Source organism: Myroides sp. A21, assembly GCF_000807225.1.
In the GTDB taxonomy this organism is placed as follows: domain Bacteria; phylum Bacteroidota; class Bacteroidia; order Flavobacteriales; family Flavobacteriaceae; genus Flavobacterium; species Flavobacterium odoratimimum.
Genome location: NZ_CP010327.1, coordinates 23,072 through 47,362, shown reverse-complemented (window position 1 = coordinate 47,362; position 24,291 = coordinate 23,072). Strand labels below are relative to the sequence as shown.

The window sequence follows — 24,291 nt, the reverse complement described above, 5'->3', positions numbered from 1 at the left end:
TATGATTATAAAATATACATTTCATCAATTATTAGCTAACCATATTATTGAGGTACCTATTATCCAAAGGGATTATGCACAAGGACGTCTTTCTGATAATGTAAATTATATTAGAGAACGATTTGTAAAATCATTAGTAAATAATATTGTTCAAAAGGAAGACTTACATCTTGGTTTTGTTTATGGTAAGATTGAAGGGAAAGAGCGCCAAAGAGAAGCAAAGCTTCATCAGGATTCAGTAAAAACCTTATTGCACACTGTAACACAATATGCGCATCAATTTAATATAGATGTAGAGACAAAGATTAATATTAATGAAATTGATGAAACGAGTAGTTTAATTTTTATACCACTTGATGGGCAACAGCGTTTAACCACTTTGTTTTTGTTGTATTGGTATATTTCCATGAGAAAAGGAGAGGTCTCTAAAGAGTTATTAAATTTTAAATATAATAATAGAAAACTAGCTTTAGCATTTTTCGAGGAGTTAACTGCTAAAGGTAATATCGAAGTTATTCATAAAGAGTTAAGCGAAGAACTGGACAAACAAATAACAAAATATACGTGGTATTTAGATAAATGGAAATATGATGCCACTGTAAGTGGAGCTTTGGTAATGCTTCAAACTATAAATAAAGAGTTTTCTACTCATAAAGAATTCGATTTTATGTCAATTAATCTTAAGGATTTACCATTTAAGTTTGATTTTTTAGACCTAGATGATTTAAGACAGTCTGATGAATTATATATAAAAATGAACGAAAGAGGTAAACAATTGACCGATTTTGAGCATTTTAAAGCATGGCTTCAAGATTGTATGAATAAAAAACAACTTTCAATTGATGATAAGGCCTTTTTGGAAAGATTTTGGAAAAAGATTGATACAGATTGGTTGAATTTCTTTTGGAAAAAAATAGATGCTGATTTTAGATCACTAGATGATTTCTATTTTAATTATTTAAAGACATTGGCAATAAATTTTCATTTATCTACTTCTAAGAATACGGCTTTACCTAATCATTTAAAGGAATTATTACAAAAGATTAGGAATAGTGATACTTACAACAAACAATCTGTAAAATATATTCCCCTAAGTCAATTTATAATTGAATTAAAGAATGACAGTGGTATATTGGAAATTTTTGAGCTATTTTCTATTGATTGTTTAAGATATATTGATAGTACAATGTCAACCTTAATTGAAGTTGAGGAAGATATTAAATATAAAATAAATTCGATTGTCAAGGAACCGTTTATTTCGAAGGGAAAGAATATTTTATCACTTTATCTCAAAAATAATGCTTTCACTCCAAACTATTGGGACCAAGTTTATTATTACTTTATTTTAGAACTTCTAAAGTCTAATAAAATAAATATTGATTTTTGGATACGTAGTATGAGGAATATTATTTACAATACCTACATACAAAGTCCAGATAATGTATTCGATGCACTTAAAAGCATAGGTACATTACTGTCTTCAGACATACTAGATTTAGAAGAAGCTTTGAAGTCAGAAAAATTTAGTTTATCATTTTTCGATAAAAGTCAAATTACCGAAGAGAGATATAAATGTACGTTGGATCCTACAGTATGGGATTTTAATAAAATTCACAAGCTTGAAGATCATGAATATTTTATGGGACAAATTCAATTTGCGTTTGACTTAGCCACTAGTGATAAAGATCTATTTACAAAATACTCTGATTTACTTTCAGAGCTGTTTTCAACAAGAAATAATGAAATTTATTTGCAGCAAGCATTACTAACAAAAGGGGACTACCTTGTTGAAAGAACAAATCATTCATTTTGCCGTATATCTTATGATTCTTTAAGGAGTCGTAATGACAATTGGAGACAAATATTTGATGATGAAAAAAGAAGAAACCTATTAAGGAGTTTGTTGGATAACTTATTAGATCTTTCAGATCTTGATCTTGTAAATAAATTAAATACAATAATTAAAAACCATAAATTTACTAAAGAAGATTGGGAATACTACTTTGTGGAAAACGGAGGAGCTATAAAAGAGTGTAAATACAATGAGATTAGATGGTTTTCGGCAAATGATGTTCGACTTTTACATTCCACAGCTATAACAGGATATCATTTAGAATTGAGAACTATGTGGCTATTTCAAGAATTAGAAAATCTTAAATTTGATATAAATCCGTTTGAAACTAAGGAATATTTGTGGGATAAAAATACAGGTGGATCTCCTGGAATTAAATTATCTTCTTTTAAATTAGGAGAAAAGGTCTATGACCTAGACATCAGATTTGCAAAAGATGGGGCAGGATATGAATGTTGCTTTTTCCATAAGGCAGCCACAATTAATGATAGATCTGCTGATGAAATAGTGATTAAATCACTGGGTGATTTTATTTACGATGATGAATATAAGCATTATTTTAAAAAAGTAGATAAAGAGAAAATAATAGAATATTTATCTATATTAACGAGTAAATTGTCAACACTATGATCAACCCAATAGAACGCATCACTCAAAATCGTATCATTCAATTGTTTCAAGAACAGTTGAATTATTGCTATTATGGCAATTGGGAAAAACGAGAGCATAATAGCAATGTAGAGCAAGAGATCTTAAAGAGAAATCTACTCAAGCGTGGTTATTCAGAAACCTTAGCGAATAAAGCAGTAAAGGAAGTGTACGATTTGGCAAATACCAATGCAGGTGGATTGTATCAGCGCAATAAAGAAGTGTATTCGCTATTGCGTTATGGTGTGAAAGCTCGCCCTGAATTGGGAGAGAACTTTGAAACCATTTTTCCGATTGATTGGCAGAATTGGCAAAACAATGAATTTGGTATAGCGGAAGAAGTTACTTTGGCCAAAGGGCAAAATGTACGCCGCCCAGATATCGTGTTATATGTCAATGGAATTGCGTTGGGAGTTTTAGAATTAAAACGCGGAACAATTGATATTTCGGAAAGTATTCGGCAATCTATTTCCAACCAAAAAGAATTGTTTAATGAGTGGTTTTATAGTACAGTTCAATTCCTTTTTGCAGGAAATAATACACAAGGTTTACGATATGGAACTATTGAGACACCAGATAAATATTATTTGTCTTGGAAAGAAGATGAACAAGAAAACGAAGATTATAAATTAGACAAATACCTCAAAAAACTTTGCGACAAACAACGTTTATTGGATATTATCTATAATGGTGTTGTGTTTGATGCAGGTGTGAAAAAACTACCTCGTCCACATCAATATTTCGCCTTGCAAGAAGCCCAGCCATTTATCAAGCGCAGAGAAGGCGGAATCATTTGGCATACCCAAGGTTCGGGTAAATCCTTGATGATGGTGATGTTGGGCAAGTGGATTTTGGAAAATGTTGCCAATTCACGTATTGTTATTTTAACAGATAGAACCGAATTAGATGACCAGATAGAACGAGTATTCAATGATGTAGGTGAAACTGATATTGCTAAGACCAAATCAGGAAAAGAACTGATGGATTTCCTAACCTCGCCACGTCCTCGATTAGTATGTTCGTTGATTCATAAATTCGGCAATAAAACAGAAACTGATTTTGATGCTTTCATTAAAGAATTGCAAGATAATCCTGTAAAAACGCAAGGTGAAATTTTTGTATTTATCGACGAATGTCACCGTACGCAAAGTGGTAAGTTAAACCAAGTAATGAAGGCCGTATTACAAAATGCGGTTTTCATCGGTTTTACAGGTACACCTTTGTTGAAAGAAGATAAGAAAACTACTATGGATGTTTTTGGAAGATACATTCATACCTATAAATTCAACGAGGCAGTAGAAGATGGAGTGGTAAAAGATTTGATGTATGAAGGGAGAAATATTGAACAAAACCTGACTTCACAAGCTAAAATCGATCAATGGTTTGAATCAAAAACGGCTGGTCTGAATGATTTCCAACGAAATGAACTGAAGAAAAAATGGGGAACCATGCAAAATGTCTTGAGCTCTAAAAGTCGCATGGAAAAGATTGTAGCTGATATTATTTTTGATTTTCAAACCAAAACACGTCTGCGTTCGCAAATGGGAAATGCTATTTTGGTGGCATCGAGTATATATGAAGCTTGCAAGTATTACAATTTGTTCCTGCAAAGTGAATTAAAGAATAAATGTGCGATTATTACCTCATATAATCCCAATATGCGTGATGTATCAACTGAAGATACGGGTGCTGATACAGAAACGGATAAAGAATATATTTTTAATACATATACAGAGCTATTAAAAGAAGTTCAGTCCAGTGGTAATAAATCGAAGACAGAAACTTACGAATCTGAAAGTAAAGAACGTTTCAGAAAGGAACCAGCCAAAATGAAATTACTTATCGTAGTTTCTAAATTATTGACCGGTTTTGATGCGCCACCTTGTTCGTATATCTATATCGACAAAAAGATGCAGGATCATACCTTATTTCAAGCCATTTGTCGTGTGAATCGTTTGGATACCGATGATAAAGACTATGGTTACATCGTCGATTATATGGAGTTATTTGGCAATGTAACCGATGCCATTAATGTTTATACGTCCGAATTGGATAGTGAAGGATTCACAAAAGAAGAGGTTGAGATTAATCTAAAGGATCGATTAAAGATTGCTGTAGATCGTTTGTTAACAGCGTTGGAAACGGTAGAGTTCATTTGTGAATCAGTAGAATTTCCAAAAGCAGATATTGATTTTATTCGTTATTTCTGTGGGAATACGGAAAATCCGGAAGATTTAAAATCGAATGAATATAAACGCATGGCCTTATACAAAGCTATTGTAGAATATATAAGAGCTTATGCGAATCTAAAAGCTGATTTTGTCAATACTAATTTTACAGAAGCTGAAGTGAAGCGTTTTCATCAAAAGATGGAAGATTATTTGAATTTGCGTGAGATCATCCGTAAAGCTTCAGGTGAAACTATTGATTTGAAAGCTTATGAAGCTGATATGCGTTTTTTAATTGACACCTATATCAAAGCAGAAGAGTCTGAAAAGGTGTCTCCCTTTGATGATATTTCCCTATTAGATTTGATGGAGACTGATATGGAGAAGGCTATTGATTCATTGCCAAAAGGAATTAAGGGGAATAAGGAAGCCGTTGCAGAAACCATTGAAAATAATGTACGAAGCAAGATTGTAGAAGAGCATTTATTAGATCCAAAATATTTCGACCAAATGTCCGTTTTATTACAAGAATTAATAGAACGCAGAAAACAAGAAACGGTTTCTTATCAAGAATACTTGGTAAAGATGGCAGAGCTAATCCGACAAGTTAATCGAGGTAAAAAGGATGATATCCCAGTTTCATTAAACACAAAAGGTAAAGTAGCCTTGTATCATACTTTAGGTAATGAAGAAATGGCTTTGGCTTGTGAAGAAGCAGTCCAATATGTTAAACAGGAAGGATTTAGAGAGAACTTAGCTCGCCAACGCATGGTGAAGAAAGCTATTTTTGATGTAGTTAAAGATATCGATAAGGTAGAAGAAGTTTACAAAATTATCGAAGCACATAAAGACGAATATTAAAAATGACAGAACGTATAGAGATAGGGGAAGTAGAGATAGAGGTGACGTTCAAAGATATTAAGAACTTGCATCTGAGTGTGCATCCACCTTATGGACAAGTAACAATATCTTCTCCATTGTTTTATGATTTAGAAAAAGTGAAGATTTACGCTGCTACCAAATTAGGATGGATTAAAAAAGAGCAGCGTAAATTTTTAGAACAACTGCGAGAAGAGCCGAGAGTATTTAAAAATCAAGAGAGTCACTTTTTCTTTGGAGATCGTTATTTATTGAAGTTAGAAGAGAGTACGAGAAATAAAGTTGAAATCGCTGGTAAAAAGATTGTTTTAAAATCTTCAGATTTGAACAATGTTAAACAACTCCAAGCTACTCTGTATGCTTTTTACCGTAAAGAATTACGAAAGTATTTAGAGGCTAGGATTGTTTATTTTTCGGCTTTGATGAATATCAAATCACCTAGCTTCAAAATTCGAACTATGAAAACCAAATGGGGGAGTTGTGCTACAGATCAGCAACGAATATGGTTTAATATCGAATTGGCTAAAAAGCCTTTAGATTGTATTGATTATATTGTTGTTCATGAACTAATTCACCTGATAGAACGTCATCATAATAAACGATTTGTGTTGTTAATGGATCAATATTATCCTTCGTGGCGCACCCAGAAAAAGAAATTAAATGAGTTGCCTTTGTAATAAAACTATGTTTACATTATTACAAAGATCAAACACTTATATTACGTGATGTATGGAATAATTAGAGAGACTCGTAGGCTTTTTAATTAAATTGTTTTAAAATGAGTTTTTTATATATTAATGAATTAAGTATAGTTGTATAGATTTTTTTAGTATATTTAGTATTAAATTAATACACTAAAAATCATCGATTTAAAAGCTCGGCTATTTCATGGCACAAAAAGTTACAAAAGCCTGAAAGTCACTATTTATAGGACATACGGAGTAGGGTGTAAATCCCTCTTTCTCCGCTGAAAAGCCCGATAACACTCGTTATCGGGCTTTTTTTATGCCCTTGAGCACCTAGTTTGCACCTTTCTTTAAAAAGTTCGTAAAAGTGTAGGCTTCCCTAAAAATCGGACAGTTGTTAATTCGAAATTATTAACTTTAAACAAAACTGTCAAATATGAAAACAAGTAATTTTAGTGAGAGTCAAATAATTAAAGCTCTCAAAGAAAATGAACAAGGAAGATCAGTAAGTGAAATTTCTCGAGAATTAGGAATTGACAAGAGCACGTTTTACTATTGGAGAAAGAAGTATGGTGGAATGGAAAAACAAGAGCTGAAACGTTTAAAAGAACTTGAAGAAGAGAATCGCAAGCTCAAACAGATGTATGCTGATGTTAGTTTAGACAATAAAATGCTCAAAGATATTCTGTCAAAAAAGTTCTAAGCTCAGCAGATAAAATAGAAAGGGTAAAGTATCTGTTAGAGCAATATAAGTTATCCATTGTTCGTATTTGTTCATTAGTTGGACTATGCCGATCAATGTGGTATTACCAAAGTAAAAAAGATGATACAGAAGTCATTGATAAACTAAGTGAATTAGCAGAACAATACCCTACTCGTGGCTTTGATGAGTACTATCATAAGATACGCAGAGAAGGACTTATATGGAACAGAAAAAGAGTTCTACGCGTTTATCGCTTAATGAAACTAAGTCTAAGAAGAAAACATAAGAAACGTTTAATAACAAGAGTTAAACAGCCTTTAGAAACGCCAAAAGTGCTCAATGAGTGTTGGAGTATGGACTTTATGAGTGACTTACTTACAGATGGCAGAAAAGTAAGAGTTTTTAATGTATTAGACGACTGTAATAGAGAAGCAATAGCTATTGAAGCTGGATTAAGCTATCCTGCAAGAGCAGTAATAGAAACATTAGAAAACCTAAAACAAGAAATAGGTACTCCAAAGTACATTAGATGTGATAACGGTCCTGAATTTATCTCTAAAACCTTTGTAAATTGGTGTGAGAAGAATTTTATAGAAATTAAATATACCCAGCCTGGCAAACCAATGCAGAATGGATATATAGAACGTTTTAATCGATTTTTTAGAGAGGATATATTAGATGCTTTTTACTTCAATGATATCTACCAGTTACAAAGATTGGCTGATAAATGGAGAGAGGATTACAATTTTAACCATCCTCATAAAGCATTAGGAAATAAATCTCCTAAAGAATATAAGCCCAGATTTGATGAAGAATTTAAATTCTTCATCAAATCTGAACATAATAAGAATTATTTATCGAATTTAGAGGTGTCCTAAAATGGGGAAGCCTACAAAAGCAATTATTCTAATCTCAATCTAACCTTATTCCAATACTCGTTTTCTTATAAATACACTTCTCCTTTTTACGTTAAAATTTAAACATAGATACTTAACAAGCTACATTATCTCTTCCATTTTAGAAGTTATCATTCTAAAATACTTGCAGTCTTAAAATGATAACACAATATTGATTAATAATTAACAACCAAAGCTTCGCAGGAAACGAATATTCTCTAGTTTTCTCAGTATATTTGAGTGAAACATAAAAAAGAATATTATTATGAGCACAATGAAAGCAGCACGCTGGTATGCAGCCAAAGATATTAGAGTAGAACAAACAGAAATCCCTACTCCAGCTAAAGGACAGGTAAAAGTAGCAGTTCAATATGCTGGTATCTGTGGATCAGACTTACACGAATATGTACACGGGCCTCAATTAATTCCATTAGACAAACCTTATCCATTAAATGGTCATCAGGGTGTAACTACTTTAGGACATGAGTTCTCAGGTATCGTTGAAGAATTAGGTGAAGGTGTAAAAAATATTAAAGTAGGGGATCGTGTAGTAATTGAGCCTATCTATAAAAACTTCGATAGTCCATTCGTAGCTTCTGGAGAATACAACTTAGGAGAACACTTAGGTTTCATCGGATTAGCAGGTAATGGAGGATTTGCAAAATACGTAGTGGTTGAAGATTATATGATTCACAAAATTCCTGATACGATGTCTTTTGAACAAGGTGCTTTAGTAGAGCCTGCTGCAGTAGCTGTATACTCAGTACTACAGAGTGGTCTAAAAGTAGGACAGACAGTATTAGTATCTGGTGCAGGACCTATCGGGTTACTATGTGCTCAAGCAGCTTTAGCAGCTGGTGCGTCTACTGTGATCGTTACAGATGTAGCAGAGAAACGCTTAGAGAAAGCAAAAGAAATCGGAGCTACTCATGTATTCAATGCTATGGAAGCTGATCTTCCTGCTAAGATTAAAGCCTTGACTGGTGGTCTAGGAGTTAATGTATTCTTAGATTGTGCTGGAGTACAAGCTTCTTATAATACAGGTATTGCTTCTACTCGTAATGGAGGTACTGCTGTATTAGTTGCTTTATTCGGAAAACCAGTTCAACACGATGCTTTAGATCAAGTATTAAGAGAGATCACTGTAAAAGGGGTTATCGCTTATAGAAATATCTTCCCTGAAGTAATTAACTTAATCGACTCTGGTCGTATGGAGGTAGAAAAATTAGTGACAAATAAAATTGGTTTAGACGAGATTGTAACAAATGGTTTTGAAGCCTTAGTAAGCAATCCAGAACAAGTTAAAATCCTTATTGATATCAATAGAGCATAACTTTTAATTAGGAGTTATAAATTAGGAATTAGGAATGCTTTCCCTTCGGGAATTAGGATTCTATTAATAAATACAAAAGCCATTACTTAAAAACAAGTAATGGCTTTTTTGATGGGTTTAACACTTATGATTTTATCTGCCAGATATACATACCTATGCTGAAGTCATAAATTCCTAATTCTCAATTCCTAATTAATGAGTGTTGCAAGCAACATTTTTAATTCTTTTATTAATGCCTAAAAGGCAAGCTTCGTAATTCGTAATTTGAAATTCGTAATTTCTTAGTGGCTTATTTCACTTTCTTAATCACTTCTCCTAACATATGTCTGATCTCTTGGAACATTGCCTTAGTATCTGGCTCTCCTAGGTCTTCTGGTTTAAACTCTTCTGTGGCGATACTACTTGCATATTCCCATATTTCTAATACATCATATGCTTTAATGCGATAAGGCTCATAAAAGGTATTGTCTGAGTGTAGTTCTAATGTCTCATCATCTATGCGATATACACGTTTATACACCACCCCTTCATTCGCTGTAATGATGATATATGTATGTCCGTTTCGGATATAATCTAGACGCTCGATATAACTACCAATGATAAAAGAACCTTCCTGATGTGGAGGCATAGAATCCCCTTCTATAGGAAAGGCTCTATACTTTCCTTCTTTTAGGAATGGAAGAGATATCTGATCTAGGTTCTGAATAAACTCTGGATCTGCATATCCTGTCAAATATCCTGCTCTCGCTTTATGAGGAATAATCTCTATAAAGTTATTGCCATGAGGATCTACCATAATAGGCAATAGAATACGGTTGTCCTCAAGCTTGAGTAAATCTTGCATAGGAACTTTGCGCAAATCAACAGAAATCATCAAGTCTACACTGACATGAAAGAAACGAGAAATACGCAATAATACTTCTAAAGGTGGCTCAGAGGCTCCTTCTTCATACTTTGAATAACGTGCACGAGTTATCATTAACTCATCTGCTACTTTCTGCTGAGACATGATCTTCTGAGCACGTAGATACCTTATATTATCTGATAAAAACGACATTTGCTATTATTTATAGCATCAAATATACGTATTATTGCTAATATAGGTAGTAATTTCGTACAAGATTTTTTAATTATTTCTATTATGGAAAGGGCGATTGCACATTTAGATTTAGACACTTTCTTTGTGTCTTGTGAGCGTTTAGTAGATTCTTCTCTAAATGGGCTACCTATCATTATCGGTGGAGGAGATCGCGGAGTCGTCTCTAGTTGTTCATATGAAGCAAGGCAATTCGGGGTGAGGTCTGCCATGCCTATTCGTATGGCTACTCGTTTATGTCCACAAGCCATCGTCCGAAAAGGAGATATGCAGTTATACTCTAAGATGTCTCATCTCGTTACGGATATTATTACAGAGAAAGCTCCCGTTATGGAAAAGGCGAGTATAGATGAGTTTTACTTAGATCTAACAGGAATGGACAAATTCTTTGGATCAGCACTTTGGATCAAAGAATTGACGCAAACGATACAACACGAATCTGGATTACCCTTAAGTTATGCTTTATCTATTAATAAAACAGTCTCTAAAATAGGGACAGGAGAGGCTAAGCCTAAGGGAGCTCTCAATATTACAACACCTGAAGTACAGCCCTTCCTCAATCCACTGTCTATCCGCAAAATCCCTATGTTAGGAGAAGTTAGCTATACGCTACTTTCTCGCATTGGTATTCGGAATATACAGACATTATCTGAAATGCCACATCAAATACTTCAAAAGTTATTGGGTAAAAATGGTATAGACTTATGGAAAAAAGCTAACGGCATTGACCTTACTCCTGTAGAACCTTATAGAGAAAGAAAGTCTATTTCGTCTGAACACACTTTTGATCAAGATACCATAGACATCCCTTTGCTCAAATCTATCTTTACAGGTATGGTGGAGAAACTGGCTTATCAGTTGCGTTCTGAAGAATGGCTTACTTCTATCATTACTGTCAAAATACGTTATACGAACTTTGATACAGAGACCAAACAAACTCGGATAGCTTATACATCAGCAGATCATACGCTTATTAAATTAGTACATGAGTTATTTGATAAAGTATTCCAAAGAAGAATGCGCCTTCGCCTTATTGGTGTTCAGTTTAGCGGATTGGTACGTGGGACATATCAAATGAACTTATTCGAAGATACAGAAGAGATGATGGCGCTCTATCAGGCAATGGATAGAATGAAGAAACGCTATGGTGTAGATGCTGTAGCAAGGTGTTCTGGGGCTTTCTTGAAAATGAAGAAAGAATGAGACCCTTCGGGGAATTAAAAATTAGGAATTAAGAATTAGGAATATTGCCTGCGGCATTCAGTATGCATATCATGTTCTATCGACACATAATCGTAGGGACGATTACATACTTCCGACAGCGTAGCCACAATGTATAACACGTCCTATCGGCACCCAACCGTAGGGACATATTACATACGTCTGACAACGTAACCACAATGTATATCACGTTCCATCGGCACACAACCGTAGGGACGTATTACATACGTCCGACAACGTAACCACAATGTATATCACGTCCTATCGACACCCAATCGTAGGGACGATTATTAAGAATTAGGAATTTTTGGCTAGGCTATGATGTACTTATGTGACGTGATAAACTGACAATTGATATGATAAACTAAACTATCTGATTTCACAAAACATCTAAGCAGTGTCTTCTTATCGTCTTGATTTATGGCGATATACAACATTGTATTTACGTTTTGGGGCGTATAGTAATCGCCTTTACTGTGTGTTGATGTAGTGTGGTATGCGCTGTGTGTATCATCTGTTGCCAAAGGCAGTGATTCCTAATTCCTAATTTTAAATTCATAATTAAATAAAAACATGTTATTAAACTGTCATTCATATTATAGCTTGCGTTATGGGACTATTCCTGTACAGGGTCTTGTAGAATTAGGTAAGCAATATCATATTAGTACAATGGCGCTGACTGATATCAATAACCTAAGTGGTGTATATGAGTTTATTACAGCTTGTAAAGAGACCGCTATCAAACCAATAATAGGTACTGAAATCAGAACTGAGGATAAATTACACTATATTCTCATTGCTAAAAACCAAGAAGGCTTTAGTGAAATAGGTCAGTTCTTGACGGATATAAATGAAGGGATTATTACAGTATCGTCTATTGCTCCAGACTTTCAAAACTGTTTTGTGATTTACCCATTCTCAACTGTGGTTTCTACTCTAAAAGAATGGGAATATATTGGAGTACAAAATAATCAACTTTCTCTACTCTATGCAGAGAAGTGGAGATCATTAATGGATAAGCTAGTTGTCCTGCATACAGTCAATCACTTGAATGAAGAAGAATATAAACTACACTGTATTCTACGTGCGATAGATAAGAATACTCTACTCTCTAAATTAACAGAGAAAGACTGCGCTTCTCCTCAAGATAGTTTTAAATCTGAAGAACAAATCATAGCAGAGTTTAAGGATTATCCTGAGCTGATAGAGAACACTCAAAGACTAATGAGTGAGTGCAATTTTTCTTTTTCTTTTAAAGTTCCTAGAAATAAAAAACACTATACTGAAGATAAGGTTAGTGACTTGAATTTATTACAACAACTAGCCTATGAAGGGATGGTCAAAATATATGGAGAAGATCATACTCTTGCTCGAGAAAGATTAGCTAAAGAACTCAGCGTAATAGATCAACTTAACTTTGAGGGGTATTTTCTGATTACCTGGGACATTATTCAGTATAGCAATAGTCAAGGCTATATGCATATCGGACGGGGTAGTGGTGCCAATAGTATAGTGGGCTATTGCCTAGGCATTACTAATGTATGTCCTTTAGAACTAGACTTGTACTTCGAGCGCTTTTTAAATCAGAATAGAAAGTCTCCTCCTGATTTTGATATTGATTGGTCTTGGAATCAACGGGATGATATCCTTCAATACATCTTTATGCGATATGGAAAAGAGCACGTGGCGTTCTGTGGTGCAGTATCTACTTTTAAATATCGTTCTATTATTAGAGAAATAGGAAAGGTGTACGGGCTATCTAAGAACGAATTAGACACACTAACGCGTAATCCTATAGAAGACCACGAAACGAACAGTATCGTGCTTCTAATCCATCAATACGGACAATTGTTAGAAGGTTTTCCTAATCAGCGTACAATGCATGCTTGTGGTATTTTGATTTCGGAGGATCCTATTACTCGCTATACCGCATTAGACTTTCCTCCTAAGGGATTTCCTGTGGTACAGTTTGATATGCATACTGCTGAAGATATTGGTTTTGATAAATTTGATATCCTTAGCCAACGAGGCATTGGGCATATAGATGAAGCTACTGAACTCATTCTTCAAAATCAAGGAATAGAAGTTGATATTCGAAATATTGCTTTATCTAAAGATGAAGAGCTGTGTAACCAACAGTTAAAAATAGGTAATACGATTGGCTGTTTTTATATAGAAAGTCCTGCTATGCGTGGATTATTAAGAAGGTTGCAATGTGATAATTACAAAATACTAGTAGCAGCTTCTTCTATTATACGCCCTGGGGTAGCACAGAGTGGGATGATGCAAGAATATATCTATCGCCATAACCACCCTAATCAATTTGAATACTTTCATCCTGTATTTAAAGAACAATTAGGCGAAACCTATGGCATCATGGTCTATCAAGAAGATGTGATCAAAATAGCGTTACACTACGGCGGACTACCTGCGGCTGATGGAGATATTCTGCGCAGGGCAATGAGTGGCAAAAGCCGTTCTCTAGCAGGGTTACAGGCTGTGAAAGACAGGTTCTTTGAGCATTGTGATCTTAAAGGACATCCTAGAGCACTTAGTGAAGAAATATACAGACAGATAGAGTCATTCGCAGGGTATTCTTTTTGTAAAGCACACTCTGCCTCTTATGCCATAGAAAGTTATCAAAGTCTATATCTTAAAACTTACTATCCATTAGAATTTATCACTGCGGTTATCAATAACGAAGGAGGGTTCTATCGCACAGAAGTTTATATACACGAAGCAGCGATGTCAGGTGCTCATGTATTGCCACCTTGTATTAATGCTAGTGAATTGCAGACTACTTTAATAGGTAAAGAGCTATTCTTAGGGTTAAAACTCATAGAAGGATTAAATATAGAGTTGCTTAAAGCTATTTTAAAAGAGAGAAAAGCCAATGGTAGATATGAATCTCTCTATGACTTTATACAACGTATTTCTATAGCGATGGACTCTTTACAGAAGTTAATATTCATCGGTGCTTTTCAATCCTTTGGCAAACAAAAGAATGAGTTATTGATTCAGGCAAAACTACTGTTGAGTAAAAAGGAGCCAACTCCTACACTTACTTTATTACAAGAACCTATACAGGAATACACTTTTCCGACCTTAACGCGCTCTGTATACGAAGACGCATTTGATGAGTTAGAGTTGTTGGGCTTTCCTATTTCTTGTATGCCTTTTGATTTATTAAAAACGAAGTTCAGAGGAGATGTAATGGTCTGTGACTTACTACACCATCATAAGAAAACAGTAAGAATGCTCGGTTACTTAATTGCTCGTAAGCACGTACCTACTTCTAAAGGGAGTATGTACTTCGGTACTTGGATAGATGCCAATGGACAGTATTTTGACACGGTACACTTCCCTGATAGCTTAGAGGAATATCCTTTCGTAGGGGGTGGTTGTTATTTGTTATTAGGAACGGTGGAGGTAGAATATCACTTTCCCAATGTACAGATTCTAAAAATGGCGAGATTGCCTTTTATGGCTGATCCTCGTTATCACTATGAGGATGAACACTATCAGACTACAGAGTCTAAGGTAAGAGAAGATGTGAGTCTTACTCATCGCCAGCCTTATCCTAAAGCTTCTGAAATCAATCTACCGCGTCATAGAATGAAGTTTAAATAAGAAAAGCCTTGATACAAGATATGTACCAAGGCTTTCATTGTATATATTAGCTAAATTAGTCTCTAGCTATCTCTATCTTCACTCTCTTATTTTTAAGTCTTGTATCTACTAGTGCAGTCAGTAGAGCCTTAACTTTCTTTGTATTCACTGCTACGAAAGCCTGTGTATCACGTACATCTATCACGCCTATATCCTCTTTGGTCAAGCCTCCTGTCTTGATTAGATAACCAACGATATCCCCTTTGTTGACTTTATCTTTTTTACCAGCACTGATATAGATTGTTTTAAAATCTGTTTTATTGTCGATAGTATAGCTTCCATCAAGGTCCTCTATCGGCATATCAGGGTTGATAAACTCGATATTCTCTTCTTTAGTAATCATCACATAAGCTTTACCCGATGCCTTCATACGTGCAGTACGTCCATTCCTATGAATAAAAGCATCTTCTTTCTGTGGTATCTGGTAGTGAATCACATGACCAATCTCAGGGATATCAAGTCCTCTAGCAGCTAAGTCTGTGGCGATAAGAATATGTGCACTCTTATTTCTAAACTTCATGATAGCACGCTCTCTATCTTCTTGTAACATTCCTCCGTGAAAAGCACTGTTAGCAACTCCTTTTTTAGTCAATGTCTCACTAATACGAGCTACGGCATCACGGTGATTACAGAAGATAAGAATAGTGTCCTTACCTATCTTACCTATAAGCTTAATTACAGTCTCTAACTTCTCTTCTGCAGTAGAAATAACTTGACTAAAAGTTAGGTCTGGCATTACCTCTGTTTTCTTTAAGAAATGAATACGCTCAGGATCTACTATACCTGTAAACTCAGGAATCTTCTTCAAAGCAGTAGCTGATGTAAGCATTCTGAAAGAGATATTATCAAACGAATTGATGATATAATCCATATCAGTCTGGAAGCCCATCTCTAGAGCTTTATCGAACTCATCTACTACATAGCTAGTCACGGTCTCTGTGTTAAAAGAAAACTCCTCTACGTGAAAAGCCACTCGACCTGGTGTACCTACTAATACTGCTGGTGGTGTGCTGAAATTCTTTATTTCTGTTTTAGTAGAATGCCCTCCATAACAAGAGTTAATCTTAAAAGGTGTTCCCATCTTCTTAAATACAGTCTCTATCTGTAGAGCAAGTTCTCTAGTCGGCACTAGTATAACTGCCTGTACTCCTCTGATAGCAGGGTCTAATCGTTCTAACAAAGGCATTAAGAATGCAACTGTCTTACCTGATCCTGTAGGGGAAAGAAGGATAATATTTGGGTTCTTCTGAGCTGCACTAAATGCTTTGGTTTGCATTTCATTTAATGCCTCAATATTTAAGTTTTTAAGTATCTCTGCTTTATTCATGGAGCAAAGGTAGTTTTTCTAATTCACTTTATTATTCTCTAGTTATTTAATTTTATCTAATAAAAGTAGAAGCGTAATACTGTCAATAACTCTATAAGCGATATTAAAAAAGAATAATTAAACTCTATTATAAAATTAATCTAAGTTTTCAAAATCGCTTAAAATCCCAAGTATTTCAGCATCATTTAAACTTGAATTTTCTATTCGATCGATTAGCTCTGGTTTAGAAGCAGTAGCCTCAAGAAGTTTTTTTCTTTTACTATTAAAAAGACCCATATTATATCTCTTATTATCTTGATCAACTAAATAATCAAAATATTGAATAGATCTATCCATCATATGTTGGCTAAGAAATTTATACCATTTTATTTTTTTTCCATCAAATACAAGGCGTTGTAAAACATCTCCACCATTCACATAAATTTTTTCCACTCCTTTTAAATCAATAAACTGTAATTTCTTTACATCACTAGCTTTTAATTTGACTGTTTTTTTCCCATTGCTATCTAAAAGAACTAATCTCCTATAAAAAGATGCTTCATCGATTAACTTTCTATCAAACAGATTTCTTTCTATCCTAAGTAGTGAATAAATAGTGTCATTATTATTTCTAATAATCATAACATCCACAGACTTCTGTCCAAAACAAAGTGTAGAAAATAGAACTAGCAATAAGCAAAAAATATTTCTCATAATAATCTTTAGATTACTTACATTATAATATCCAAATATATAGAAAAAAACAAGCTGGTTTTAAGATGGAAACATAAATATGAGTCCGAATAATAATAAAATGTTGTAATTATATAAGCAATAAAATAAAAAAAGTAATACAAATATTTGAATAATAGAATATTCAAATATCATGATTAAAAAAAGTACGTAAAAGACCTATTTCTTATCTGTCTTTATTCATAAACTAAGGCTAGTTTTGTATTGATTTGCTAGGGGATTGCTTGAGGGTTTCTTGCACCTTTCTTCGACAAAGACGCCTCCTGGGCAAGAAAAGCCCTAGAAATCTCCTAGGAATCCCCTAAGAAGTGCAAGCTAAGTGTTTTGTTTCTTGTTTCGTATATTCATAATATCAGTCTAAGATAGTATCAAGATGGGCCTATGCATACAGTTTTTTTTATCGCAAGGAGGTCATAAAATAAGACGATATATTCTCATTAAATAAGTATAATATTCTTCTATCTTAGAAAGTATCACTGTATCAGCTATAAAGGTAATCTGAGATTATGGGATGATATCTACTCCTATGATGATACTAATAAGGTATCTGCTATGCTGTAATTCTCTTTTATAGTATGGAGACTCGTAGGGTGAGGAGGTTTTAGGTACCATAGATGTTTCCTGTTAGTAGATGTATAAAGGAGTACAGTGAATTATAATGTGCTGTAACAAAATAACAAAATATTATATCTATAGGTTATTATAAATGCAGTACTTTGTACCCTTGTTAATAATTAAACTAAGTAGATGAGTTTAGCTGCTGTGCTATGGGATGCCAATCCCGAAATGATTAAAATAGGTGCTGTACCTGTGCGTTATTATGGAGTTCTTTTTGCCTTGGGGATTATCCTAGGCTATAAGATTGTGAGTTATGTTTTTCAGAAAGAGCGCATTCCGCAGGCGTATTTAGACAAGTTGTTACTATATATTATCGTAGGTACAGTATTAGGAGCTAGGTTAGGACACTGTTTATTTTATGAGTTTGATTACTATATGCAGCGCCCTTTAGAGATCATTATCCCTTTTGCTAAGGTCGATGGAGTGTATGAGTATGTAGGATTTATGGGGTTAGCCAGTCATGGAGGAGCTATCGGAGTACTGCTAGCAATCTATTTATACTGTCGTAAGTATAAGATAGGAGCATTCTGGATTTTGGATAGAATAGCCTTAGGAGTACCGATAGCAGGAGCATTTATTCGCTTTGGGAACTTTATGAATTCAGAGATCTATGGCAAGCCGACGAGTGGGAGCTGGGGAGTTATCTTTGCTCATGATGATATGATTCCACGTCACCCTACTCAGCTATACGAAGCCTTTGGGTATATATTGACAGGAGTGATCTTGTGGTTTTTATACCGCAGTCAGAAGGTAAGGAATAATGGAGTGATCTTTTCTTATTTTTTAATTCTGATGTTCCTGACTAGATTTGTGTTAGAGTTCTTTAAAGAGAATCAGGTAGCCTTCGAACAAGATATGATGTTGAATATGGGGCAGTGGTTAAGTGTTCCGTTTATATTAATAGGAGTATTGATGTTAGTGTTTCAGGATAAGTTGAGAGGGATAAGTCATTATGACTCTCGTGCTCTGATAGGGACAACGATAAAGTAATAAGGTATAAGAAGTATATAGATCATGGGCGAATTTGTAGAAGAAGTACATACTTACTGGAGATCTCAGATGGTGCAGGGAAGTATTATTCATCTAGATGAGGTGTTTACATTAGTGTCTAATCCAGCCTTAGATGAGCTGTATAAAGTCATGATTTTAGAAATGACGAATAAGCATACCATGGCTGTAGTCACCCCAATGGTAGCAGAAGCATTAAAGCTAAGGGAATTAGAGGAGTACTCTATCCATACTCTTAGAGAGGCTATCTCTACCTGTAAGTTAGAATTGCACTCACCAGATTATATTTATTATCTATTAGATAATAGAGTCTCTCAGCTTAGTGATATCACAGAAGGGATAGTGATCAGAGCTTTGTCTATAGAAACGGATAAAGAGGCGTTTAGAAAGTTCGAATCTGTATGCTCAGAAGAAGATCTCGATGGAGCTTATGTTTCTTTAAAGCATTGGATCGTATATGGCGCCTTCGATGGAGATCGGCTAGTAGGCGCTGTGAGTGTGTATCCATGGGAAGAAACTAAGCTAGCAGATATAGGAGTGATAACGGATGATGCCTATAGAGGTAGGGGGATTGCGACACGTTTAGTTCAGGCTATTTGTCTAGAGGTGATTGATAGAGGGCATGTACCTCAGTATAGATGCCAGACAGATAATGATACTTCTATAGCTTTAGCTAAGGCAGTAGGTTTCACCCTATTCGGACAATGGGAAGCCATAGTCGCAGATGAAGAATAAGTAGATAATATACTAGGATAATAAGATTCCCTCAGTAGCATGTGTTACTGAGGGATTTTTTTTGTGGTATAGTGATTCGGATTAGTTGGCTTTCTAGTAGAGAGGAGTTATTTATTTATTATTAGGAATATCTGGTATTTTATTGCATTAAAGCAATAGTTCTTTTTTGATTACTGAGATAATTTTTGGTTTTAAGGAGAATGTAGGCGTGTTTTTTTAGCGTAAAGGATTAAATGGTATTAATTATTTTGTCTTTTATTGTTAAATGTGTTAATATTTTTATTAGTTTTGTTTTATGTTAAGATAATTTGTATTTGTTATGGGTTGTTTTTAACTGTTTTTGTTTGTGAAAATATTGTGAAATAAAAAGAATACTATGAAAAAGAAATTACTATTTGCTGGTGTAGCATTTATGGCACTGAGTACGATGCAAGCTCAAGATGGTATTGGTATTGGTAAATCAATTATACCTGATGGGACAGCAGTGTTAGATGTAGGATCAGATACTAAAGGTGTTTTAATCCCACGTGTTTTTTTAACAGGTGAGAAAGATATTACTACTATTAAAGGGGGGATATATCCTGAGAGTTTATTAGTGTACCACAAGGCAAAACTTCCAACAGATGTATTGAAATCTGGATTCTATTTTTGGGATGGAACACTTTGGAGAGCTTTGATGTCTAAATCGAGTGAGCATTTATCTGAAACATTAACAAAATTATCCGTTAAACAAGAGGCAGGAGAAACTGTTTTAGTGTATAAAGCAGAGGATGGAAAAGATACTGAAATAGAAATATCTAAAGAATTACAATCAAGTACAAATTTTGAGACTTGGATTAAAGACTTAGTTACTAGTGCAGCAACTAAAGTTAAGGTTGAAGAAGGAACAGGAATTAAAGTTGATGAGGCACCTCCAGTAAATGGACAAATTACATATACAGTTAATGCTGACCCTTCAGGTATCACTTTAGGAGGAGATGTGTCAGGAAAGGCGGATAGTACAAGCGTAGATAAGATTAAAGGAGTAGAAGTAGCTAAAGCAAATCCTGCAACAGATAAAGACCTTGCACTTGTTTATGATGGAACTAAATGGACTCCAGGAAAACCTAAAGTAGATGGAAATAATATCACTGATAAGAAAGAACTGAAGGTATTAGATGGTATTAGTATTACTAATGGGACAGCTTCTGTGTTGAATGATGTTACTATTGGTATAGGTGATAATAGTGTTATGCCTATTAAAATATCAGCTGAAGATAAAGCTAATCAAGTTTTAGTTACAAGTGATGATGGAACAAAAGCGGAGTGGGTACCTCAAAGTAATATTAAACCAGCAGGAACTAAGTTAAGTGGTGATGCTTCTATTGAAGTAACAGATGGAGATTTAGCATTAGTAAATGCAGCGTCAATAAAAGTAAAAGCTCTAGGTATTGAAGAAGGACATATTGCTAATAATGCAGTATCAAAAGAAAAGATAAAGGGAGAAGGTAATGATAAAGTATTAACTACTAATGCTACAGGTGGAGTAGAGTGGGCACTTAAAAGTGATATTAAACCAGCAGGAACTAAGTTAAGTGGTGATGCTTCTATTGAAGTAACAGATGGAGATTTAGCATTAGTAAATGCAGCGTCAATAAAAGTAAAAGCTCTAGGTATTGAAGAAGGACATATTGCTAATAATGCAGTATCAAAAGAAAAGATAAAGGGAGAAGGTAATGATAAAGTATTAACTACTAATGCTACAGGTGGAGTAGAGTGGGCACTTAAAAGTGATATTAAACCAGCAGGAACTAAGTTAAGTGGTGATGCTTCTATTGAAGTAACAGATGGAGATTTAGCATTAGTAAATGCAGCGTCAATAAAAGTAAAAGCTCTAGGTATTGAAGAAGGACATATTGCTAATAATGCAGTATCAAAAGAAAAGATAAAGGGAGAAGGTAATGATAAAGTATTAACTACTAATGCTACAGGTGGAGTAGAGTGGGCACTTAAAAGTGATATTAAACCAGCAGGAACTAAGTTAAGTGGTGATGCTTCTATTGAAGTAACAGATGGAGATTTAGCATTAGTAAATGCAGCATCAATAAAAGTAAAAGCTCTAGGTATTGAAGAAGGACATATTGCTAATAATGCAGTATCAAAAGAAAAGATAAAGGGAGAAGGTAATGATAAAGTATTAACTACTAATGCTACAGGTGGAGTAGAGTGGGCACTTAAAAGTGATATTAAACCAACAAAAGCTGATTTAACTACTGATGGTATTATCGTGGTAGGGGATGCTACAACAGGAACTCAGCTAGCCACAGGAGCACTTCTTGAAGGAGTAAATTTGTCGATTAAAAAAGAATCTATTGATAATGATAAGATAGCACCTAGTACTCTTACAATAGATAAATTAGCTACTGTTCCTGAGAAAAAGAATATGCATTTAGTAACAGATATAAATGGTAAACCACAATGGGAAACTTTGAAAGGTAGCGATATAAAAATTACTATTAAACCAATAGCGACCAATGAAACTGTTGAGGGACAAAGAGTTTATACTGTTAGAATTATAAATGGAGAAGTAGAAACCCCTCCAGGGACAAGCTTAACGTATAATTCAGAAATAAAGGCTATTCCATTGAGTAATATAGATTATTTATTAACAGCTCATATTTATGATAGTAGTAATAAATTATTAATTAATGGTGTAACTGATGTAACTAATAGTAAAAATACATCTGTTAAATTCCGTTTTGGTAGTGGTAATTTTTATAACACTTTGCCAGTGGCTAAAAATTATATTGTTGTACTAAAATATGTATCTACAGAAATAGTTACTCCTTAAATATACAAGTAAGAGAAATAAAAAAAAGCAATAAGAAGAATTCTTCTTATTGCTTTTTTTATTTAGAAACAAATAGCAGGTAAGGGTTTAAAACAAATAATAGGATTTCATTTATCTCTATATGCATACCATTTATGGTATGATTTTTGGCTTTTTAATAGTAGATCTTTTTAAGATTTGATTAATCGTTAATATACCTAATCTGTGCTGTATCTATATTGATATTTGCTTAAATTAATACGATATGGGTATAAAAGTTTTAAAAATAAAATATTTTTAAAACTAAAAATTAGAAGTAGCTGAACGAAAGTTGATAGTTAAATTTTAAGATTTAATAAATTAATAAAAAAAGTATTCTATAAACAGTGTAATTGTTGTTAATTATTAAAATCGAATCTTGTAACGATTGTGAAAACGATATTTAATTGCTGTAAAAATTGTTAATAATTGAGTACTTTTAGGCTAGTTTATAACAAAGAGATATGAAAAAAAAGGTAATTACTATTGGAGTTTTAATGATGAGTGGATTAGCTTTTTCACAAGTTGGTATTGGGATAAGAGCACCGCACAAATCAGCATTATTAGAGTTAAAAGCAGATGCAGGTGAGTATAGAGGGGTATTGATTCCGCGTATTCCTTTAAAAGACTTAACCGATAAATCACTTATAAACAAAGGGGATGTAGAGACTAGCTTATTGGTGTTTAATACAACAGAGAATAGTGTGGTTACTTCTGGGTTTTACTATTGGAAAGGAAAAGAATGGGTTAGATTAGTAAATAATCAGGACGTTATTGATAATATAGACAATTTTCCTCGAAATAAAGTATTAGGTGTTAAAGGGGATGACTTAGTATTAGAAGATACTAAAGGAGGAAAAGTGAACACTCCTATTAAAGACTTGAATATCATTACCACTATTAAGGAAGGTGCAAATGGTATATATACGTATACGAATGAGGCAGGTGTAGCACAGGTTATCGATGTGACAGGCAGTGTTATTAATAATATTACAGAGATACTGAAAGACGAACAAGTCGTTAATGAAATATATACTAATGTAGCTAATAATGGGAAGGCAGCTACTCCAGCAGATACTTCTATCAAGATCGATAATGGAGGGAAGGCTGTATTAAACCCAATGCAAGTCTCTGTAGCTGAGAAAGGTATTACACCTAATAAAATAGCACCTGGTGCAATAGGTACTTTTTTAATTACGGCTAAGAATGGAGATGTACAGTGGGTAAGTGCTACGGATGATTCTATAAAAGAAATCTTGTCACTGAACCAAGCAATTACGCTGTTAAAAGATAATGGTAATGGTACTTTGACATATTATAACGAAGCTTGTTTTGACAAAGACGGAAAATTTATAGAGGGATCTGTAGGAGAATCTTTTGATTCTAATACCCTACGTATCGAATCGACTAAAGATGGAAAGTATCTTTTCTTCGATGGAAGAAGTAAGGATATACCAGTGGCTACTATAGATGTGAAGCAGACTGTAGTAGAGAATATCACAGAGATATTAAAAGAGAATACTGTAAAAGAAGAAATATATAATACTGTAGCTGCACAAGGGAAAAAGGCAACAGGTGTAGATGCTGTGGATATCGTAGGAGGGGATAAGGCTGAGGTCTACTATACTATTGAAGGGGATAATCGAAGTAATGGAAAAAGAGGTAAGTCTCGTCCTACAGCTATTACTATTGATGGTATTGCTTGTGGAGCTATAGCTAATCCCCAAATTAGCACTAAAAGTAATCAATAATAATGATTTATAAAGAAATAAAATATAGAAGAAGGAAGCTTATAGTTTCCTTTTTTTATTGATAATAATATGCTCATTTGATATGCTTTGAGTCTGTTTTTGATCTTTATTATAAGCAATT

The 24,291-nt window shown here is 34.1% G+C and carries 15 protein-coding genes; 12 read left to right on the top strand and 3 right to left on the bottom strand.

The annotated features are described in order from the left end of the window. Nucleotide 1 precedes the first annotated feature (1 nt). The 6 genes from MYRA21_RS00190 (at nucleotide 2) to MYRA21_RS00165 (ending at nucleotide 9,165) form a co-directional block, all read left to right on the top strand. Nucleotides 2-2,482, top strand: coding sequence for a DUF262 domain-containing protein (locus tag MYRA21_RS00190; protein WP_039328032.1), 2,481 nt, complete (start codon nucleotides 2-4; stop codon nucleotides 2,480-2,482). After that, entirely contained in the window at nucleotides 2,479-5,529 is a 3,051-nt protein-coding gene (locus MYRA21_RS00185) for a type I restriction endonuclease subunit R (protein WP_006266629.1), read from the top strand. The genes MYRA21_RS00190 and MYRA21_RS00185 overlap by 4 nt, the downstream gene beginning before the upstream one ends. 2 nt (nucleotides 5,530-5,531) lie before the next feature. Then, nucleotides 5,532-6,224, top strand: a complete 693-nt coding sequence (locus tag MYRA21_RS00180; protein ID WP_006266630.1) for a M48 family metallopeptidase — start codon at nucleotides 5,532-5,534, stop codon at nucleotides 6,222-6,224. A 445-nt stretch (nucleotides 6,225-6,669) separates the two neighbouring features. Continuing rightward, on the top strand, nucleotides 6,670-6,936 hold the full coding sequence (locus tag MYRA21_RS19110; protein ID WP_006261795.1) for a transposase: 267 nt from the start codon (nucleotides 6,670-6,672) through the stop codon (nucleotides 6,934-6,936). A 14-nt stretch (nucleotides 6,937-6,950) separates the two neighbouring features. Beyond that, nucleotides 6,951-7,814 carry an IS3 family transposase gene (locus tag MYRA21_RS18870; RefSeq protein ID WP_200888303.1) on the top strand — a complete coding sequence of 288 codons (864 nt, stop codon included), beginning with the start codon at nucleotides 6,951-6,953 and terminating at the stop codon, nucleotides 7,812-7,814. Between the two features lie 283 nt (nucleotides 7,815-8,097). After that, nucleotides 8,098-9,165, top strand: coding sequence for a 2,3-butanediol dehydrogenase (locus MYRA21_RS00165; RefSeq protein ID WP_006258620.1), 1,068 nt, complete (start codon nucleotides 8,098-8,100; stop codon nucleotides 9,163-9,165). 289 nt (nucleotides 9,166-9,454) lie between these two features. Here the strand turns inward: MYRA21_RS00165 and MYRA21_RS00160 are convergent, their stop codons facing one another. Beyond that, nucleotides 9,455-10,222, bottom strand: coding sequence for a helix-turn-helix domain-containing protein (locus MYRA21_RS00160; RefSeq protein ID WP_006258618.1), 768 nt, complete (start codon nucleotides 10,220-10,222; stop codon nucleotides 9,455-9,457). Between MYRA21_RS00160 and dinB the strand changes: the two genes are divergently transcribed. Then, a complete protein-coding gene (dinB, locus tag MYRA21_RS00155; protein ID WP_039328023.1) occupies nucleotides 10,223-11,464 on the top strand; it encodes a DNA polymerase IV in 1,242 nt (413 codons plus the stop codon). Between the two features lie 591 nt (nucleotides 11,465-12,055). Further along, a complete protein-coding gene (locus MYRA21_RS00150; RefSeq protein WP_039328021.1) occupies nucleotides 12,056-15,112 on the top strand; it encodes a DNA polymerase III subunit alpha in 3,057 nt (1,018 codons plus the stop codon). 55 nt (nucleotides 15,113-15,167) lie between these two features. Here the strand turns inward: MYRA21_RS00150 and MYRA21_RS00145 are convergent, their stop codons facing one another. Together MYRA21_RS00145 and MYRA21_RS00140 are read right to left on the bottom strand one after the other, a co-directional pair. Next, complete coding sequence (locus MYRA21_RS00145; protein ID WP_039328018.1) at nucleotides 15,168-16,478, bottom strand: DEAD/DEAH box helicase; 1,311 nt, start codon at nucleotides 16,476-16,478, stop codon at nucleotides 15,168-15,170. A 135-nt stretch (nucleotides 16,479-16,613) separates the two neighbouring features. Then, complete coding sequence (locus tag MYRA21_RS00140) at nucleotides 16,614-17,171, bottom strand: hypothetical protein (protein ID WP_006264278.1); 558 nt, start codon at nucleotides 17,169-17,171, stop codon at nucleotides 16,614-16,616. A 786-nt stretch (nucleotides 17,172-17,957) separates the two neighbouring features. Here MYRA21_RS00140 and lgt point away from each other — a divergent pair. The 4 genes from lgt (at nucleotide 17,958) to MYRA21_RS00120 (ending at nucleotide 24,170) form a co-directional block, all read left to right on the top strand. Next, nucleotides 17,958-18,818 carry a prolipoprotein diacylglyceryl transferase gene (lgt, locus tag MYRA21_RS00135; RefSeq protein WP_039328013.1) on the top strand — a complete coding sequence of 287 codons (861 nt, stop codon included), beginning with the start codon at nucleotides 17,958-17,960 and terminating at the stop codon, nucleotides 18,816-18,818. A gap of 24 nt (nucleotides 18,819-18,842) precedes the next feature. Next, entirely contained in the window at nucleotides 18,843-19,571 is a 729-nt protein-coding gene (locus MYRA21_RS00130; protein ID WP_006258612.1) for a GNAT family N-acetyltransferase, read from the top strand. A gap of 376 nt (nucleotides 19,572-19,947) precedes the next feature. Then, on the top strand, nucleotides 19,948-22,401 hold the full coding sequence (locus tag MYRA21_RS00125) for a hypothetical protein (protein ID WP_039328008.1): 2,454 nt from the start codon (nucleotides 19,948-19,950) through the stop codon (nucleotides 22,399-22,401). A gap of 482 nt (nucleotides 22,402-22,883) precedes the next feature. Further along, nucleotides 22,884-24,170 (top strand): hypothetical protein, encoded by a 1,287-nt coding sequence (locus MYRA21_RS00120; protein ID WP_006258609.1) that lies wholly within the window; start codon nucleotides 22,884-22,886, stop codon nucleotides 24,168-24,170. Nucleotides 24,171-24,291 lie beyond the last annotated feature (121 nt).

What these genes read in the sequence shown, in the direction of transcription:
- lgt (WP_039328013.1), top strand. Translation starts at nt 17,958, where the DNA reads ATGAGTTTAGCTGCTGTGCTATGGGATGCCAATCCCGAAATGATTAAA.
- MYRA21_RS00120 (WP_006258609.1), top strand. Translation starts at nt 22,884, where the DNA reads ATGAAAAAAAAGGTAATTACTATTGGAGTTTTAATGATGAGTGGATTA.
- MYRA21_RS00180 (WP_006266630.1), top strand. Translation starts at nt 5,532, where the DNA reads ATGACAGAACGTATAGAGATAGGGGAAGTAGAGATAGAGGTGACGTTC.
- MYRA21_RS00185 (WP_006266629.1), top strand. Translation starts at nt 2,479, where the DNA reads ATGATCAACCCAATAGAACGCATCACTCAAAATCGTATCATTCAATTG.
- MYRA21_RS00160 (WP_006258618.1), bottom strand. Translation starts at nt 10,222, where the DNA reads ATGTCGTTTTTATCAGATAATATAAGGTATCTACGTGCTCAGAAGATC.
- MYRA21_RS00145 (WP_039328018.1), bottom strand. Translation starts at nt 16,478, where the DNA reads ATGAATAAAGCAGAGATACTTAAAAACTTAAATATTGAGGCATTAAAT.
- MYRA21_RS19110 (WP_006261795.1), top strand. Translation starts at nt 6,670, where the DNA reads ATGAAAACAAGTAATTTTAGTGAGAGTCAAATAATTAAAGCTCTCAAA.
- MYRA21_RS00125 (WP_039328008.1), top strand. Translation starts at nt 19,948, where the DNA reads ATGAAAAAGAAATTACTATTTGCTGGTGTAGCATTTATGGCACTGAGT.
- MYRA21_RS00150 (WP_039328021.1), top strand. Translation starts at nt 12,056, where the DNA reads ATGTTATTAAACTGTCATTCATATTATAGCTTGCGTTATGGGACTATT.
- MYRA21_RS00130 (WP_006258612.1), top strand. Translation starts at nt 18,843, where the DNA reads ATGGGCGAATTTGTAGAAGAAGTACATACTTACTGGAGATCTCAGATG.
- MYRA21_RS00190 (WP_039328032.1), top strand. Translation starts at nt 2, where the DNA reads ATGATTATAAAATATACATTTCATCAATTATTAGCTAACCATATTATT.
- MYRA21_RS00165 (WP_006258620.1), top strand. Translation starts at nt 8,098, where the DNA reads ATGAGCACAATGAAAGCAGCACGCTGGTATGCAGCCAAAGATATTAGA.
- MYRA21_RS00140 (WP_006264278.1), bottom strand. Translation starts at nt 17,171, where the DNA reads ATGAGAAATATTTTTTGCTTATTGCTAGTTCTATTTTCTACACTTTGT.